Origin of the sequence: Spiribacter sp. 2438 (assembly GCF_009676705.1) — a bacterium.
In the GTDB taxonomy this organism is placed as follows: Bacteria; Pseudomonadota; Gammaproteobacteria; order Nitrococcales; family Nitrococcaceae; genus Spiribacter.
The window spans coordinates 780,865-795,181 of record NZ_CP046046.1; the positions used below are offsets into that span (position 1 = coordinate 780,865).

Below are 14,317 nucleotides of genomic sequence, written 5' to 3' on the forward strand. Positions count from 1 at the left end.
CATGGCAGAAACCGCTGATCCCGCCGCACTCCGGGCCGGCATCGTGGAGGCGCTGAAAAAGGTCTATGACCCGGAGCTTCCGGTGGATGTGTACGAACTCGGCCTCATTTACGAAATCGACGTGGACGAAGAAGGGTTCGTGGATGTCCTGATGACCCTGACGTCACCCGCCTGTCCGGTGGCCGGCCAGATGCCCATCATGGTCAAGGCCGCCGTTGAAGACGTCATCGGTGTCCAGGCGGCGGAGGTGGAGCTCACCTGGGATCCGCCCTGGACCCAGGACCGCATGTCAGAGCGCGCCCGCCTGGAACTCGGTTTCATGTAATCGGGCGTCCGTCGGCGCCTGAAAAAGACCGAGGTCCGCGCCACCGCCGTCGTGGCTGTCCTGCTGGATGAAGGACGGGATCAGCCCGGTGGGAGCATGGTGACCGGCGACCCGACTCCCCCTTCCGCCGGCCGCGTGGTAGACGAATAGATCATTGAGCAGTATCCGCTCGCCCTCCATGCCATCCACCTCGGTGATCTTCGTGATGCGGCGGGCGCCATCGCCGAACCGAGTCAGCTGCACGATGATGTCCACCGCGGAACTGATCTGCTCCCGGATGGCCCGGACCGGCAGGTCGAAGCCCGCCATCATAGTCATGACCTCCAGCCTGGCGACCGCATCCCGCGGTGAATTGGCATGGGCGGTGGTAAGTGAACCGTCATGACCGGTGTTCATGGCCTGCAGCATGTCCAGGGCCTCGCCGCCCCGGCACTCACCCACCAGAATGCGGTCCGGTCGCATCCGCAGGGCGTTTCTGACCAGGTCCCGAATGGTGATTTCGCCACTGCCCTCGATGTTGGCGGGACGGGATTCCAGAGCGACCACATGATCCTGCTGGAGCCGGAGTTCTGCCGAATCCTCGATGGTGACAATGCGCTCACCTTCAGCGATAAAACCCGACAGCGCGTTGAGCACTGTGGTTTTGCCGGTCCCGGTCCCGCCAGCAATGATGATGTTGCGACGCTGTTCGATGCAGATCTGCAGAAATTGCGCCATGGAATCACTCAACGCGCCGGCTTTCACCAGGTCCTTGAGTGTCAGATGCCGCTCGGGAAATCGGCGGATGGTCAATGTTGCTCCCCCGAGTGCCAGGGGCGGAATAATCGCATTCACCCGGGAACCATCCGGCAGGCGGCCGTCCACCAGCGGTGACCCCTCGTCCAGACGGCGCCCCAGTGGCGAGACGATGCGATCGAGAATCCCGAACAGCGAAGCCGACGAGCTGAAGCGCAGGGGCGTCAGCTCCAGTCGCCCATGACGCTCCACGTAAATCCTGTCCGGTCCGTTCACCATGATTTCGCTGACGTCGTTATCGGCCAGCAAGGGCTCGATGGGGCCGAGCCCGACCGTCTCGGCCACCACCGCCTGCACGGCTTCCTCGGCGGCGATGTTCGGCGGCAGCTCAAGCGCGCCCTCATTGAGCAGCGCCCAGGCGGTCGCCTGAGCCTCCTCACGGAGGCGCTCCGTTGAAAGCGTTTCCAGCACATCCCGTTGATAGAGATCCAGGCGCTGACTGATTGCCTCCTGGAATTGCCGGGCCAGTGCCGGTCCGATCACGGGGCCCGCGGGTGCCTCCGGTTCGTCGGCAATGGCTGCCTCCTCCACCAGCGCGGAGGGGTCCACCGGATCGGACGCGGGCCGTTGCAGTACCACATCGGCGAGCTCCACCGGGTCGCCGGGGGCCAGGGGGCCGACTTCCCGGACCGGCTCGCCGTCGTGGAGGAGGGGGTGGCGGGCGCTCAGGGCACGCAGCCAGAGCCCCTGGGCGTCGTAGCGAATCTCGGCGTGCCGGCGCGCCATCTGCGATGGCCGGATCGGGATGTCGCAGTAGCGACTGCGGCCAACCACCTGCCGGCTGTCCGGCGGCACGGTCTGCTCGAATTGGCCGGATTGGGTGGTGATGGATAGCGTCAGCGGCGTCATTACGGCGGTAACTCCAGGGGCAATGGTTGATGACCGGCGTCCGGGGTGAATGGCTCGATTTCAGCGGTTTCCCGAACCCCGGAGGGTGTGGGTTCTGCGGGTGAGGGCGTGGCGACCGATACCGGCGCCGGCGGCGCTTCTTCCTGAAGATAGGGCGTGATCACCACCACCAGTTCGGTTTCATCGCTCTGGAAGCGCCGGGACCGGAATAGCTCACCGATAACGGGCAGATCGCCGAGGCCGGGGACCTGACTAACCGCCTCGGACTGCCGACCGTCGATGAGACCGGCAATGAGCATGGCTTCACCGCTGGGGCCACGCATTTCGGTGTTGGCCTGACGGACCGAGAAGCCGGGGATGCCCATGACGGTGACGGATTCGTCCACATCGCTGATTTCCACTTCCACCCGGGTGCGGATCTGGTTGTCAGCCATCACGGCCGGTTCCACCCGCAGCAGGATGCCGTAGTCCCTGAAAGACACCGTGGTCGCGCCGTCGTCGCCCTGGATCGGAATGGGGACTTCTCCACCGGCCTGAAACTGGGCGCTGGAGCCACTCAGTGTCGAAAGCATGGGCTCGGCAATCACCCGCGCCTCGCCGGACTCGCCCAGCAGGTCGATCATGGCGTTGAGGTTGAGGCCGACCCCGAGATAACTGTTGGCCTGGCCGATATCCAGCGGCAACTGGTCCGCCGGGAGGAAGCCACCGAAATCGCCGCGGAAGACGTTGTTGGTCCGCAGATCCGAGGCCCAGGCGAAGCTGACGGCGGGAGACCGGGGACTCCAGTCGACGCCGATCTGCTCAAGCTTCGAGCGACTGAGCTCGACAAAACGGGCCTCCAGCCGAACGGTTTTCGGCGGGGGGGCATCAAAGTCCGCGGAAAAGTTGCGAATGTCCGGATAAAGGGTCAAAAGGCGTTGCAGCCGGGCGGCATCCTGGGGCGACTCCGGTGTTCCGGTCAGGATCAGGTGGTCCTCGACAGCGTTCATGGTGACCCCGTCGATCAGGCTGACCAGATGCTGCACGGTGGCCTTGTCGGTGCCGGCGCCGGGGGCATGGACATGAATCGGGTAGACACTTCGCTGTCCATTGCCATGCCAGATCACCAGATCCGTGTGCCCCGGCGAGCGACCGAATATCAGCACTTCGCTGCGGGCCTCAATCACCTCCACGGCCGCCACCTCGCCGCTGGCGATCGCCACTCGCTCGATATCATCTGCCTCGACGATGTGCGAGCGCCCCACCGGGACCTCCACCACACCGGCGGACTGCACCGGCAGGATTCCCGCCATGAAGAACAACAGCAGACCCAGTATCCGGCCTCTGACCCGGCCGTGTTCTCTCATCGTCGACCTCCAATGATCACCTCCACACCGGGGGTTCGGTCGGCATCGGCGCGGTCCTCGCTGAAAATCGACCTAGCGTCCACCAAAAACGGATCGATCGGGCCATGGTCGTCGGTGCCACGCAGTGCCACGTGAATTTCTCCCATGGTTTGAGCCTGGGTGATCCTGGCGGCGTTCTCGGGGGAGACCGCGACGGTAATATCCCGGTAGGAGGCACTGCCGAATCCGCCGTGGGGGTCGTTGCCGCCCAGGTCATCGCCGATGGCAATAATCGGCACATCCGAGAGCAGCGGCGCGGTCTGGCGCTCTCCCTCAGTCCGCCATGTGATCATCAAATCCACCCGATCCGCCGGGTTGAGCAGGGTGTTGAGGGTGGATGCCCCGGACAGCGGCAGGGTGATCGCGCGGTCACCCGGGGTGATCAGCTCCGCCAGTCGGGTTGTCTGGTCATGCTCGAGATGACTGGGTAGCAACGGCTCTCCCGGTTCCACCGGCGCCCGAAGCAGCGCTCCTGCGTAGTCCGGCCACTGATCCTCGGTGATCGCGGCGGCATGCAGGTAGTTGACCGGCACCTCGCGCAGCGCCACGCGCTGGGCAGCCAGTCGGTCCCCCTGCATCAGGGGCTGATTGGCCACCAGAACCGGCCGGGCCTGGTGATCGGCGCGCAGGGAGGATTCGATGGCGGCGGTCTGCTCGGCCAGGTGCCGGTCGGCGAGAAAGGTTCCCGCCCCGCCGGCCATCAATGCCCCCGCCCCCAGGAGGAGTCCGCGAACAATCGGGTTCATCTCACACCGATCCCCTTAGAGAGGCAGCGAAAAGGTCCACAGCAGACGTTCTTCGCGAAGGGAAAGCATCGCGATCACGGCGTCCGCGCCCTGCCAGACGACCACCAGTCCGGCGGCGATCGCCAGATACTCTGCGGTGCTCATGGATTGATCCCCTTACTGGCCGGGCAGAAAAAGAATATGGGCCTGACTGCCCTGAGCTTCATGAGCCACCGCGACATAAAGGCGTGGGTCACCCGGCTGGCCCTCAAATAACCGGGTTTTCATGGGTCGATCCGGCGAAGGCAGATCGGACGGGACGGGGCGGGACTCATAGCCCTGCATCTGCAGCCAGTCCGTGATACGGGCAAGGGCGACGGCGGGGGGGCGTTGCGAGATCAGGGATATCGTGCGCGCTTCCTCGTGACGAAGATCCTGAATGGGTTCGAGTCCGGGGATGCGGACTTCCGGAGCGATGGCTGGCTCAGTTCCCGCGGGCGGCATCTGGATCTCCGAGAGTTGAACGGCACTGCCACGGCCACTGGAAAAAGCCGTCACCTGGACGCTTCGTTCCAGCGATCTGAGTGACAGCTGCCTTTGACCGGATTCGGGCTGCCATTCATCCAGCACCCCGCTTCGATCCGACCAGAGGTTGCGGTAATGGCTTATTACGTCTCGGGGTGCCAGCTCGGTCTCGTAGGCCTGAAAGCAGATCTCCAGGCCATTGAATTCGGCCACTTCGGTGTCCATCACCAGTGCCGCGTCGGACGGCCGGTGATTGCCGGCCGTTAGCACCGTGCAGGCATCGGATGCATTGGCGCTGGACGGCAGGGACAGTCCCACCAACAGCACCAGGCCGGCAATCAGTGGTGACGAAACCCGATCAGTGAACGACGGATGGCGGTACAAAGTCGGTGCCTGCGGCATATCTTCCCTCCCTGAAGACTGGAAAACGTCCGATGAATCGAGCCGGCCGGGTGAAGACATCCACCGGCCGGCTTGCAACAATCCGGTTGGCCCGGCGCTGGTATTCGCGGTTGGATCGGGCTGCCCACGTTCCGGTGAGCAGCGCTGCTGAAGCGGTGATTTGCGGGGCGGAGTCACCCGTGTCCGTGTCCCGGGGCGCCTCCTCGAGGGAAAGCGTGACGCTCTGTTCGTGAACGATGAGCGGCGAGTCCGCCAACCCCAGCATGTCCGAGGACAGTCCGGCCAGCCCCACGCCCGTGGGCATGAATCGGCCCTGTGCCAGTAGGGCAGCACCTGGTCCATCGTCGCTCAGGCCGCCCGTCTCTTCATGGCCTGGATAACGCGCCTGAATGCCTGCTGCCTCGGTGTCAGTCACCAGCGGCCTCCGGCCGCCCTCTCGCAGAGCATTACGGCTGTAGCCGTCCTGCTCGATGGTCTCGACGGGCACCACCGGTGCGCGAACATCACCATGGATCCGGTCGCGCAGCTCCGTGACGACGCTGCTCCTGACCGGTTGTCCTGGCGGAGTTGTAAGGCCCTCCCAGACTGCATAGCGCGCGCCCAGAGTGGTGTCCCGCTGGATCTCGGCGAGCCGGCCGAGGTGGTCGACGGCCCAGAATGCCGGGATCAGTACCAGCAGGCCCAGGATCACTTCGGTGAATGCACTGCCGCACTGGCAGGCGCACCGGCGTTGGTTCCTCGGCCGGGTCACAGCGACAACTCCGCCGCATTCACCAGTCGCGCCTGCCAGTACGGATTGAAAAGACTGGCAAGGTCACTCTGACGCGGGCATTGACGAGCGCCGCGGCAGGCCTCCGGCAGCTGGTAGCGCACCTCGGCGGTGCTGAGATGATGATGATTATCCCGGCCGTCAGTCTCCGCCGGAGACCCCGTGCTGACCAGCGCCGGAATACGGAAAGCGCGGTTTTCCCGAATGCCCTCCGAAAGCCGTTGATAACGCCGAATTCCGCGGTAACCCCCCGCGAGTTCCCGGGCGTCGGCCTGGCCGCTCGCCAGGGTGCGCCAGCTCCCCCAGCGCAGCTTCGTCACGTTGTACTCCCCATACTGCAGCCGGTCGGCTGACCGCCAGCCCCCGGCGGATGGGTTGTCGGCCCGGTTGGTGGGCCCCTGCTTTCGAAACCGGATCAGCAGCGGAATGCGGCTCGACCAGGTTCGACCGCCGGTGCCGAAGCGGGGAGACCCGGTGCTTTCCCGGCCCCGAATCCAGCGGGAAAGATCCGAGTCATGGTCAATGGTCTCGCTCAGAATTCGGGAGAAGTAGCGGTCGTCACGGCCGGGCCGATCACCGGTGACGTGGCGCGCCATGTTCACGGCCCATCCGCCGAGCAGCCCCTGCGCGGCCTGCCGGTAGGGTGAGGGGATTCGATTCAGGTGACTCATGCGATTGACGTCGAGTTCGGAGCCATACCCGGTGGCGACTTCCCGCATGATGGTGTTGAGGTGCCAGGGCATGATTTCCCGGCGCAGGTCCAGCTGGGCGGTGGCATACAGCGCATTCAGCCCATCAAGGCCGCGAATCATGACGCCGCTGGTGGTGGCGGCCAGTATCCGCGCCCGGCGGGCCACTTCACGGCCCTGAGCCACCGCGGTGCCCACGCCGGGCAAGTACCGGGCGAGCCGGGCAATTCGGTCGATGGCGCTGTCGGCGTAGCGGAGCCAGCTGATGTAGGCCACCAGATGTCCCACGGCGATGTGATTGGCCACCATGGCGCGGTTGCTGTAAGCCAGCAGGTTCATGCGCCGCGCCGTCCACACCGCCGCGCTGTAGGCGGCCCCATCAGCGGCGTTGACCACAACCGTTGACTGATGAACCGCCTGACTCATTCGGTGGGTCGCCAACAGAGTCACAACCGTGATCAGGATCACTGCCAGCAGGACCGGCAGGACCTGTCCCCGATCATCCCTAGTTCTGGGCATCGAAGTTTTGCAGCGTGGTCTGCTGAGAGGCGCGGCTGGCGGCCCGGTCCGAGTCACTCTCGGCGCGCTGGATCTGCTCGCTGCCGTCCTGACCGGCCATTTCCCGAGCCATGGCCGCCGCCTGGTTAGCGATGGTATCGCCAAATGCCGAGAAGATGCCGATGCCGGCGACGGCGATCAAAGCGGTGATGATGATGTACTCGGACATGCCCTGCCCGAGCTGGCGGTTCCGGAGCCGGGATTCTGCTGCCATGGATGACCTCCTTTGCCTGTGTGGGGGATGAGGCTATCGGCGGGGTTCCAACGCCACCAGTACCGTCAGTCCATTAGCGGATCATTCCTGCCGAGCGGCAGTGTTCATCGGGACTAGCGGCCCGCAGCCAGTGGATCATCGGGGAGTCGGGATCGACGGAGTGGAATCCGCCAGTGAACGGATCGAAGCGCACCGCATGGCCGGCCGCTTCCTTGCGCACGGCCAACAGCCGATCGTCCTGCCGCAGCAAGCCATACGCGGGCGCAGCCACCGGCCCTCGGCCATCCGCGATGACCCCCGCGGTTTCGCAGAGCCAGCGAAGGCTGCCAGTGCGACCCTCGGGCACATCCCGCCAGTGTGCGGGTACGCCGAATTGCCGTGCGACCAGCGCTAAGGCACCCGCGTCCGGGTTCGAGGCCGAGGTGACCGCCTGGTAAGTGAATCCGGACGTGAGCCAACCCGGGGTTGAGGTGCGATCCGGCGGGCCCAGGAACAGCAGCGGCAGGCTCAAAAAGACGGCCAGCCCCGCCATCCGGTTGCCGGTATGGCCGCTGATGGCAGACGGGTGGCACCGAAGGGCACCCCATAGTGTTGCCAGCACCCCAATCGCGGCGACCACCGTAATGAACGACCGGTGTTCCGGGTGGTGGCTGTCCACCGCCATTGTCACCAGGCGAAACGGCATCGGCTCCGGATTGCTGGCGGCCTCCAGGCGCCCATCCGGCCGCAGTAGGTCACCCGGCCGGCCGTTCTCGGCCACCACCACCGGAATGTTGGCATTGGCGGCTTGCAGGTGGGTGGCCCAGCGATGGATGGTCGCCAGTCGGGGTCCCGCCGCCAGGGCCGTGCCGCTGAGGTTAACGATCAACTGCGCCTCAGCCTGCCGGATCCGCTGGACGGTCCCCTGGCGCAGTGTATCGGAGCAGATCAGGATCGCGACGCGGACGCCGTCAATGTCGACCAGCGGCGGTTCGCCCGTCGAGGGCGTTAAATAATCCTCGGCGAACGGCAGTGGGCGTACCTTTTCGACGCGTTGAGTGGATCCGTCACTGGAGCGTGCGATGCCGACACTGCCGAGCTGTCCCGGGCTCCTGTAGATATAGCCGTGAAGGATTTCCAGGGGTTGGCGCTGCGGTGATTCAGCCTCGGGGCGCTCTGGCCACTCCGCCACCGGCGGCTGACGGTAGCCGGGTGTCGCCGACTCCGGCCAGACAATCCAGTCCGCCCCCGCCGCCTTCGCCTGATCCCGCCCGTGGGCCTGTCGCTGGAGGATGTCCTCGAGGACACCGTCGGCGGCCACCCAGTCGCGCTCCAGCCCACTCAGGTGGGTTTCCATGAGGGCAATCCGGATGGATGGGGAGGCATCGGTGCTGGCGGGCGCGGGCGTGGCACCGTCGTGGGCACCGGCCAATACCATCAACGGCAAACAACCACTGGCAAGGCCGCTGGATGCCACCGAGCGAAGACCCCGACCGTTCAGGATATGCCTGAGGGCGAGGGCGGTGCTGGCCTGGAGGAGGCCCAACACCAAATCCGAGCCGAGCAGGCCGAGGATGTTGACGATCCGGACCACGCCGGGCACTGGCGTCGCCGGCAGGGTCAGGGAAACCGGCGACCCGGCATACCGCAGCCCATGCAGCATCAGGACCAGGACGACGATGGCCGACAAGATGCGGAGGCCGCTGCTGCGCCCGGATCCGTCCGCGGCGAGGCAGGCGGCGGTCATGAACGGGGCCACGGTAACCAGCAGCAGGGCGGCGATGGTCAATGGCGCTTCGGTGAGCGCGACGGCACTGACGTAGAACACCGGGGCCAGGGTCAAAGGCAGGGTGTGGAGCAGACGAGGGGTCAGGGGACCGGCCAGCCCCATGACCCAGGGGACAAGCCAGAACAGTCCGGCGAGGCTCAGTTCCAGCGGCGGCAGGGCGAGAATCGCCAGCAGACCGGCGAGGAGTCCATGCACGCGGGTCAGGGCGCCGCGGCGTGGTCCTCGCCCAGCTCATGAAGGGCACGGCGAATCTCCACCAGGGTCGGTCGCTGGGCACTCACGGGGGCCAGTCGCTGGTGCTCCAGCAGCAGTTGCCGGGCGGCCTCAAGATGGACGATGGCGAGGTTGTGGATCGCCAGGACATGCCCTCGATCCCGCTCGCGGACGGCTTCGAAGGCATGTCGGGCGTCTTCAAGGCGTCGCTGCTGGTAGGCAATAACGCCAAGCTGGAAGTGCGGTGAAATCAGATCGGGTGCCTCGTTGATCAGGGCCCGGTAAAGACGTTCGGCCTCGGCGAGATCTCCACGTCCCATGGCCCGGTCAGCGGCTTCAAGATCCTCGATGACCGCATCGGTGCGTGCATTGCCACCGGTGGAGTGACCGTTGGTGGCGCAGCCCGTCAAACTCAGGCAAAGAATCAGCAGCAGCGGTATCAAACGGGATCGGCGTGTCATGGTGGTGTCATCGCCTCCTGTAGCTGCTCACCGGCGGTCGGGCACCAGACCGGCGCGGGGTTCATCTCCAGGCAGTGGCCGGCTCCCCGGGGTGCTCTGATGACGCGCCCGGGGGGTATCGCCGGATGAATGGCGAGGACCCGCCAATCGGCGGCCAGATAAACCAGGGTCAGCGGGTAGCGCATCCCGATGGTGTGAACGCTGCCCGCCGGGGAGAGCATTAATGCCTCGTTGGCTTCCGGGGGGTGTTTCGTGCCCAGCAGCCCCACCAGCCGGTCTTGAAAAGACCGGGCGCGGTAAACCTTGAGCGACCGGCCGGGCTCCCGGGTGCTCACCAGTGTCAATCGCTTAAGCCGGCGCCAGCTCACGGCAGACCCCCGAGGTTCAGGAATTGCAGGGCGATCGGGAAGCCGATGATGAGAAACGTCACCGGGAACAGCAGGGTGACCAGTGGCAGCAGCATGCGCACCGGCGCTTCGTTGGCCCGCTTTTCCGCCGCGGCAAAGCGCTCCCGGCGGCGTTGGCGCGCTTGTTCACCGAGCACATCGCTAATGGCCGCGCCGGTCTCGTCGGCCTGGATCAGAGCGGCCACAAAACTTTTCACCGCCGCCAGGTCGGTGCGGTTGGCAAGCCCTTCCAGTGCCTGATGGCGACTGGAGCCGGTGCGGATCTCCCGGCCGAGTCGCTGGCACTCCTGGCGCAATGGCCCCGGGGGCAAAAAGCGGATGGCCTGATTGAGTGCCGCGCTGAAGCCCAGACCGGCCCGTATGGACAGGGTGAGTAGCTCGAGCAGGGCGGGAAACTCGCGGGCAACAATCTGCTGACGGCGCCGGGCCTGCTCGTGCAGCCAGAGCTTGGGGTAAACAACCCCCAGCAGGATGGCTGACAGGACGAGGGCTCCGGCCTGACTGCCAGCCATATTGAGGCCGTGTGCCGCTCCCAGGCCCGGAACCACCGCGGCCAGGGCCAGCAGCGCCTGCAGGGCCTGCAGTTCGGCGGGCAGAATCGCATAGCCGACGCCGGCACGGTCGAGTGCTTTTTGCAGCGCGGCGGCGCGGTGGGGGGTAACGGCGCGGTAACCGGCGAGGGTTCGGGCGATGGGGAGCAACCAGCGGAACAATGCCGGGGCGGGATCCCGCCAGGTATCCCGACTTTGCCAGTGGCCGGGGCGGAGCAGGTCCGCCAGACTCAGCGCGAGCAGCGCCGCGCTGAAGCCGAGCAGTCCCGCAATGGCCGTTGCGCCGATTTCAGACATCGATTCGGACGATGCGACGGATCCAGAGGGTTGCGACCCCGGTCATCACGCCAATCACTCCCAGAAGCGCCTGACCGGCCAGGGTCGTGAAAAGCTGACTCATGAGGGCCGGTTGCTGGAGATACAGCATGGCGCCGATGCCCACCGGCAGCAGCGCCATCACCCGGCCCTGCATGCGACCCATCGACGTTAGCGCCTGTACCCGATCCTCCACCGCGGCGCGCTCCCGCAGGGTCGCCCCCAGGCTGTCGAGAATGCTGGCCAGGTCACCACCAACCTGGCGGGTGATCAGAATGGCGCTTCGAAAAAGCGCGATCTCCTCGGTGGGAATGCGACGGTGAAGATCATCGAGTATCGGTTCCAGATCTTCGCCCAGGCGCTGACGCTGAATAATGAGGGCAAACTCCTCCGCCAGTGGACGCGGTTGCCGCTGTGAAACCAGTTCGAAACCGCGGCCCAGATTGCTGCCGGCCCGCAGTGAGGCGGCCAGCGCCTGCAGGGCATCCGGCAGCTGACGGATCAGGGTGCGCTGGCGCCGGGTGCGAATGAACCCCACCAGTAGACGCGGCGCGGCGAGACTGGCGAGTCCGAGACTCACCGCTACGGGCCAGGGCAGAAGTGGCAGGGTGACGATAAGGACCAGACCCGCACTGACGAAGGCCGCCATGACCAGTCGGGAAGTCGGCATGTTGATGAACTGGGCCCGCAGCTGACCGCCCACCTCGTCGTTCATGTGGCGCTGGTAGCCCTGAATCGCCGCCGGACCCAAAACGGCGAGCGCCGCCACCCCCAGGCTGGAGGCCGCGAACGCGGCAATCGCAATAAATGGTGATTGACTGAGCATGAACTCCATCCCTGTGATGGCAAGCCACGACGTCCCTGTCGCGGCGCTATTCAGTCAACCGCTCTGGCGAGGTCCAATCAACTACCGCACGTCGGCTTCTGGGCGAAGTAGGCCGCCAGAAATGCCTCGAAGGGGGGTTGGTCCGTGGCTTCCAGCCGAGCCTGCTCCGCTAGGGACTCGGCGGCTTCTTCGGCCAGCGTTGCGGCCATGGTCGGCTCCAGCGGCTGGTCACGAAGGGTTTCGGCATGATCGGCAGAGACCCGCAGACCAAACTCCACGAACTCCTCGTGGTTGCGGTCCATGACCTCCAGCACCCGGGCTGAGGGCGTCAGTGACGCATCGTCGATGCGCTCCCGGTACCGGGAGAGAATATGGCGGTAGTGGTGCTGATCGTGCACTTCATCCAGCAGCTCGGCCGGCCCGGCCATGCCGTCGAAGATCTCCCGCGCCCAGTCCCTGAGACCGACCCGCTCGCCGTCGGCGCGATGGAGTTTCAGCTCGGGATCCCGGCCAGCGCGGGCCACCAGGCCCTGATTGGCGTTAATGCGGCTCTGCTCGGCGGCGTCGATGGCTGGGCTATCCGAGAGCAGACAGAAAAGCAGGAGTATTTCCAGGAAATCCGTCTGATCATGGGTGATACCAATCGGAGAGAACGGATCCAGGTCGAGGGCCCGGATCTCGACGTATTCCACCCCGGCGCGGCGCAGTGCGCAGGTGGGTTGTTCACCGGAGCGGGCAGCCGCTTTGGGCCGCACGAAACTGTAGTACTCATTTTCGATCTGGAGGACGTTGGTGTTGAGCTGACGCCACTCGCCGGCGACCTGGGTGCCGATGCGAGCGTACTCCGGATCCGGTGTCTCTATGGCATGCCGAAGGCTGCTCACGTAGGAGTCCAGATCGTTGTAGCTGATGTTGAGCGCGGCCTGGGCGTTGTTTTTGTAGCCAATGTCACTCATGCGCAGTGACGTGCCGTAGGGGGTGTAAAAGGTTCGTGGCGAGAAGCTCTCAAAGTCCAGATTCTGCCCGCCGGTGAAGGATTTGCAGATGGCCGGGGAGGCTCCCATGAGGAAAGGCACCAACCATCCGTATCGCTGAAAATTGCGGATCAGTCGAAAATAGAAATCCGAGCGAAAGGCGGCAAATTCGCGACGGTCATTTTCGCTGGCCTGAACCGCCCGCAGGAACGGCTCACTGAACGAATAATTGAAATGAATGCCGGCGATGGCCTGCATGGCACGCCCATAACGCCAGTCCAGACCGCGTCGATAGACATGTTTCATCTGGCCGATGTTGGAGTGGCCATAGTCGGCAATCGGGATGCTGGCGTCGCCATCGGTCAGGCACGGCATGCTGGTCGCCCAGAGGATTTCGTCGTCGATCACCCGGGCGGTGTACTGATGCAGCGCGTGCAGACGGGCGAGGGCATCTTCGCTGTCCTGGAATGCCGGCGTGACGAATTCCAGCAGCGCTTCGGAATAGTCCGTGGTGATCTGTGGATGGCAAAGCGCGGATCCCAGGCCCCGGGGATGGGGACGCTGGGATACGCGGGCATCCGGGGTGACGCGCAGACTTTCTTTTTCCAGTCCCTTGAAGCTGCCGCGAAGCAGGCCCCGCTGTCCGCCGGCCTGCACCCCACGCACCCGATTATCGACGCTCGCGTTCATGTCTCTCCGATGCGGTTCGGTCAGAAAGCGCAGATTGTGCCCGTCGCGCCCGGCATTTGAAATGCCAATGCTGCATTGCGTCTGGTCACCGCCCCGTGGGGGTCGGTATGGTCAGGATGACGGAGAGAAGCATTTTAAAAAGGAGGCATCCCATGGCGAGAGTAGCACTGATCACCGGCGGCACCCGGGGCATTGGCGCAGCGATTGCACAGGCTCTGGTCCAGTCGGGACACAAGGCGGTGGTGACTTACCAGGGCAATGACGAGAAGGCCGCGGCATTCACCGACGAAACCGGCATTCCGGCTCGCAAGTGGGATGTGGGCGATTTTGATGCCTGCCAGACGGGTATCGCCGAGGTCGAGGAATCCATCGGGCCGGTGGACGTGTTGGTCAACAATGCTGGCATTACCCGGGATGGCACATTGCACAAAATGACGGCCGAGGACTGGGACGCCGTGATCCGCACCAATCTGACCTCAGCATTCAACATGACCCGTGCCGTGATTAATGGCATGCGTGACCGGGGCTTCGGCCGGATCATTCAAATCAGCTCCATCAACGGCCAGAAAGGGCAGATGGGCCAGGCCAACTACGCCGCGGCCAAGGCCGGCATCATCGGGTTCACCAAGTCCATCGCCCAGGAAAATGCCCGCAAGGGCATCACCGCCAATGTGGTAGCGCCGGGTTACATCGGGACGGAAATGGTGCAGGCGGTCCCGGAGAAGGTGCTGGAGCAGATTGTCTCCCAGATCCCGGTGAATCGCCTGGGTGAAGCCGAGGAAATCGGCCGCGCGGTGGATTATCTCGCCAGTGACGCCGCCGCTTTTGTGACCGGCTCCACCATCAGCATCAATGGCGGCCAGTGCATGGTCTGAA

16 protein-coding genes are annotated in these 14,317 nt (G+C 65.0%); 2 read left to right on the forward strand and 14 right to left on the reverse strand.

Annotation, left to right across the window (positions count from 1 at the left end; genetic code table 11):
- Window position 1: 1 nt before the first annotated feature.
- Entirely contained in the window at window positions 2-325 is a 324-nt protein-coding gene (locus tag GJ672_RS03950) for an SUF system Fe-S cluster assembly protein (RefSeq protein ID WP_154295975.1), read from the forward strand.
- Here GJ672_RS03950 and GJ672_RS03955 read toward each other — a convergent pair.
- The 14 genes from GJ672_RS03955 to gshA form a co-directional block, all read right to left on the reverse strand.
- The gene (locus tag GJ672_RS03955; protein ID WP_154295976.1) at window positions 290-1,969 is read right to left on the reverse strand and encodes an ATPase, T2SS/T4P/T4SS family; all 1,680 of its coding nucleotides are present in this window, start codon (window positions 1,967-1,969) and stop codon (window positions 290-292) included. The genes GJ672_RS03950 and GJ672_RS03955 overlap by 36 nt on opposite strands.
- Window positions 1,969-3,315: a type II and III secretion system protein family protein gene (locus GJ672_RS03960; RefSeq protein ID WP_154295977.1), complete on the reverse strand. Its 1,347-nt coding sequence runs from the start codon at window positions 3,313-3,315 to the stop codon at window positions 1,969-1,971. The genes GJ672_RS03955 and GJ672_RS03960 overlap by 1 nt, the downstream gene beginning before the upstream one ends.
- On the reverse strand, window positions 3,312-4,100 hold the full coding sequence (cpaB, locus tag GJ672_RS03965; protein WP_154295978.1) for a Flp pilus assembly protein CpaB: 789 nt from the start codon (window positions 4,098-4,100) through the stop codon (window positions 3,312-3,314). Before cpaB ends, GJ672_RS03960 begins: the two co-directional genes overlap by 4 nt.
- A gap of 15 nt (window positions 4,101-4,115) precedes the next feature.
- Complete coding sequence (locus GJ672_RS09625; protein WP_255424890.1) at window positions 4,116-4,244, reverse strand: hypothetical protein; 129 nt, start codon at window positions 4,242-4,244, stop codon at window positions 4,116-4,118.
- Window positions 4,245-4,256: 12 nt separating this feature from the next.
- Window positions 4,257-5,006, reverse strand: a complete 750-nt coding sequence (locus tag GJ672_RS03970; protein ID WP_154295979.1) for a hypothetical protein — start codon at window positions 5,004-5,006, stop codon at window positions 4,257-4,259.
- Window positions 4,963-5,757 carry a hypothetical protein gene (locus tag GJ672_RS03975; RefSeq protein ID WP_154295980.1) on the reverse strand — a complete coding sequence of 265 codons (795 nt, stop codon included), beginning with the start codon at window positions 5,755-5,757 and terminating at the stop codon, window positions 4,963-4,965. The genes GJ672_RS03970 and GJ672_RS03975 overlap by 44 nt, the downstream gene beginning before the upstream one ends.
- Window positions 5,754-6,983, reverse strand: a complete 1,230-nt coding sequence (locus GJ672_RS03980; protein WP_154295981.1) for a hypothetical protein — start codon at window positions 6,981-6,983, stop codon at window positions 5,754-5,756. Before GJ672_RS03980 ends, GJ672_RS03975 begins: the two co-directional genes overlap by 4 nt.
- Window positions 6,970-7,236: a Flp family type IVb pilin gene (locus GJ672_RS03985; RefSeq protein WP_154295982.1), complete on the reverse strand. Its 267-nt coding sequence runs from the start codon at window positions 7,234-7,236 to the stop codon at window positions 6,970-6,972. Before GJ672_RS03985 ends, GJ672_RS03980 begins: the two co-directional genes overlap by 14 nt.
- A gap of 73 nt (window positions 7,237-7,309) precedes the next feature.
- On the reverse strand, window positions 7,310-9,199 hold the full coding sequence (locus GJ672_RS03990; RefSeq protein ID WP_154295983.1) for a nitrilase-related carbon-nitrogen hydrolase: 1,890 nt from the start codon (window positions 9,197-9,199) through the stop codon (window positions 7,310-7,312).
- Between the two features lie 5 nt (window positions 9,200-9,204).
- Window positions 9,205-9,678: a tetratricopeptide repeat protein gene (locus tag GJ672_RS03995; protein ID WP_154295984.1), complete on the reverse strand. Its 474-nt coding sequence runs from the start codon at window positions 9,676-9,678 to the stop codon at window positions 9,205-9,207.
- A complete protein-coding gene (locus tag GJ672_RS04000; RefSeq protein WP_195759548.1) occupies window positions 9,675-10,046 on the reverse strand; it encodes a DUF192 domain-containing protein in 372 nt (123 codons plus the stop codon). Before GJ672_RS04000 ends, GJ672_RS03995 begins: the two co-directional genes overlap by 4 nt.
- Window positions 10,043-10,933 carry a type II secretion system F family protein gene (locus tag GJ672_RS04005; RefSeq protein WP_154295986.1) on the reverse strand — a complete coding sequence of 297 codons (891 nt, stop codon included), beginning with the start codon at window positions 10,931-10,933 and terminating at the stop codon, window positions 10,043-10,045. Before GJ672_RS04005 ends, GJ672_RS04000 begins: the two co-directional genes overlap by 4 nt.
- Window positions 10,926-11,777, reverse strand: a complete 852-nt coding sequence (locus tag GJ672_RS04010) for a type II secretion system F family protein (protein WP_195759549.1) — start codon at window positions 11,775-11,777, stop codon at window positions 10,926-10,928. The genes GJ672_RS04005 and GJ672_RS04010 overlap by 8 nt, the downstream gene beginning before the upstream one ends.
- Window positions 11,778-11,854: 77 nt before the next feature.
- Entirely contained in the window at window positions 11,855-13,441 is a 1,587-nt protein-coding gene (gene gshA, locus GJ672_RS04015; protein WP_154295988.1) for a glutamate--cysteine ligase, read from the reverse strand.
- Between the two features lie 152 nt (window positions 13,442-13,593).
- Between gshA and phbB the strand changes: the two genes are divergently transcribed.
- Window positions 13,594-14,316: an acetoacetyl-CoA reductase gene (phbB, locus tag GJ672_RS04020; RefSeq protein ID WP_154295989.1), complete on the forward strand. Its 723-nt coding sequence runs from the start codon at window positions 13,594-13,596 to the stop codon at window positions 14,314-14,316.
- Window position 14,317: the final 1 nt, after the last annotated feature.

Coding starts and splice junctions, on each gene's coding strand:
- GJ672_RS04010 (WP_195759549.1), bottom strand. CDS start 11,777: ATGCTCAGTCAATCACCATTTATTGCGATTGCCGCGTTCGCGGCCTCC.
- cpaB (WP_154295978.1), bottom strand. CDS start 4,100: ATGAACCCGATTGTTCGCGGACTCCTCCTGGGGGCGGGGGCATTGATG.
- GJ672_RS03960 (WP_154295977.1), bottom strand. CDS start 3,315: ATGAGAGAACACGGCCGGGTCAGAGGCCGGATACTGGGTCTGCTGTTG.
- gshA (WP_154295988.1), bottom strand. CDS start 13,441: ATGAACGCGAGCGTCGATAATCGGGTGCGTGGGGTGCAGGCCGGCGGA.
- GJ672_RS04005 (WP_154295986.1), bottom strand. CDS start 10,933: ATGTCTGAAATCGGCGCAACGGCCATTGCGGGACTGCTCGGCTTCAGC.
- GJ672_RS03955 (WP_154295976.1), bottom strand. CDS start 1,969: ATGACGCCGCTGACGCTATCCATCACCACCCAATCCGGCCAATTCGAG.
- GJ672_RS03995 (WP_154295984.1), bottom strand. CDS start 9,678: ATGACACGCCGATCCCGTTTGATACCGCTGCTGCTGATTCTTTGCCTG.
- phbB (WP_154295989.1), top strand. CDS start 13,594: ATGGCGAGAGTAGCACTGATCACCGGCGGCACCCGGGGCATTGGCGCA.
- GJ672_RS09625 (WP_255424890.1), bottom strand. CDS start 4,244: ATGAGCACCGCAGAGTATCTGGCGATCGCCGCCGGACTGGTGGTCGTC.
- GJ672_RS03970 (WP_154295979.1), bottom strand. CDS start 5,006: ATGCCGCAGGCACCGACTTTGTACCGCCATCCGTCGTTCACTGATCGG.
- GJ672_RS03985 (WP_154295982.1), bottom strand. CDS start 7,236: ATGGCAGCAGAATCCCGGCTCCGGAACCGCCAGCTCGGGCAGGGCATG.
- GJ672_RS03950 (WP_154295975.1), top strand. CDS start 2: ATGGCAGAAACCGCTGATCCCGCCGCACTCCGGGCCGGCATCGTGGAG.
- GJ672_RS03980 (WP_154295981.1), bottom strand. CDS start 6,983: ATGCCCAGAACTAGGGATGATCGGGGACAGGTCCTGCCGGTCCTGCTG.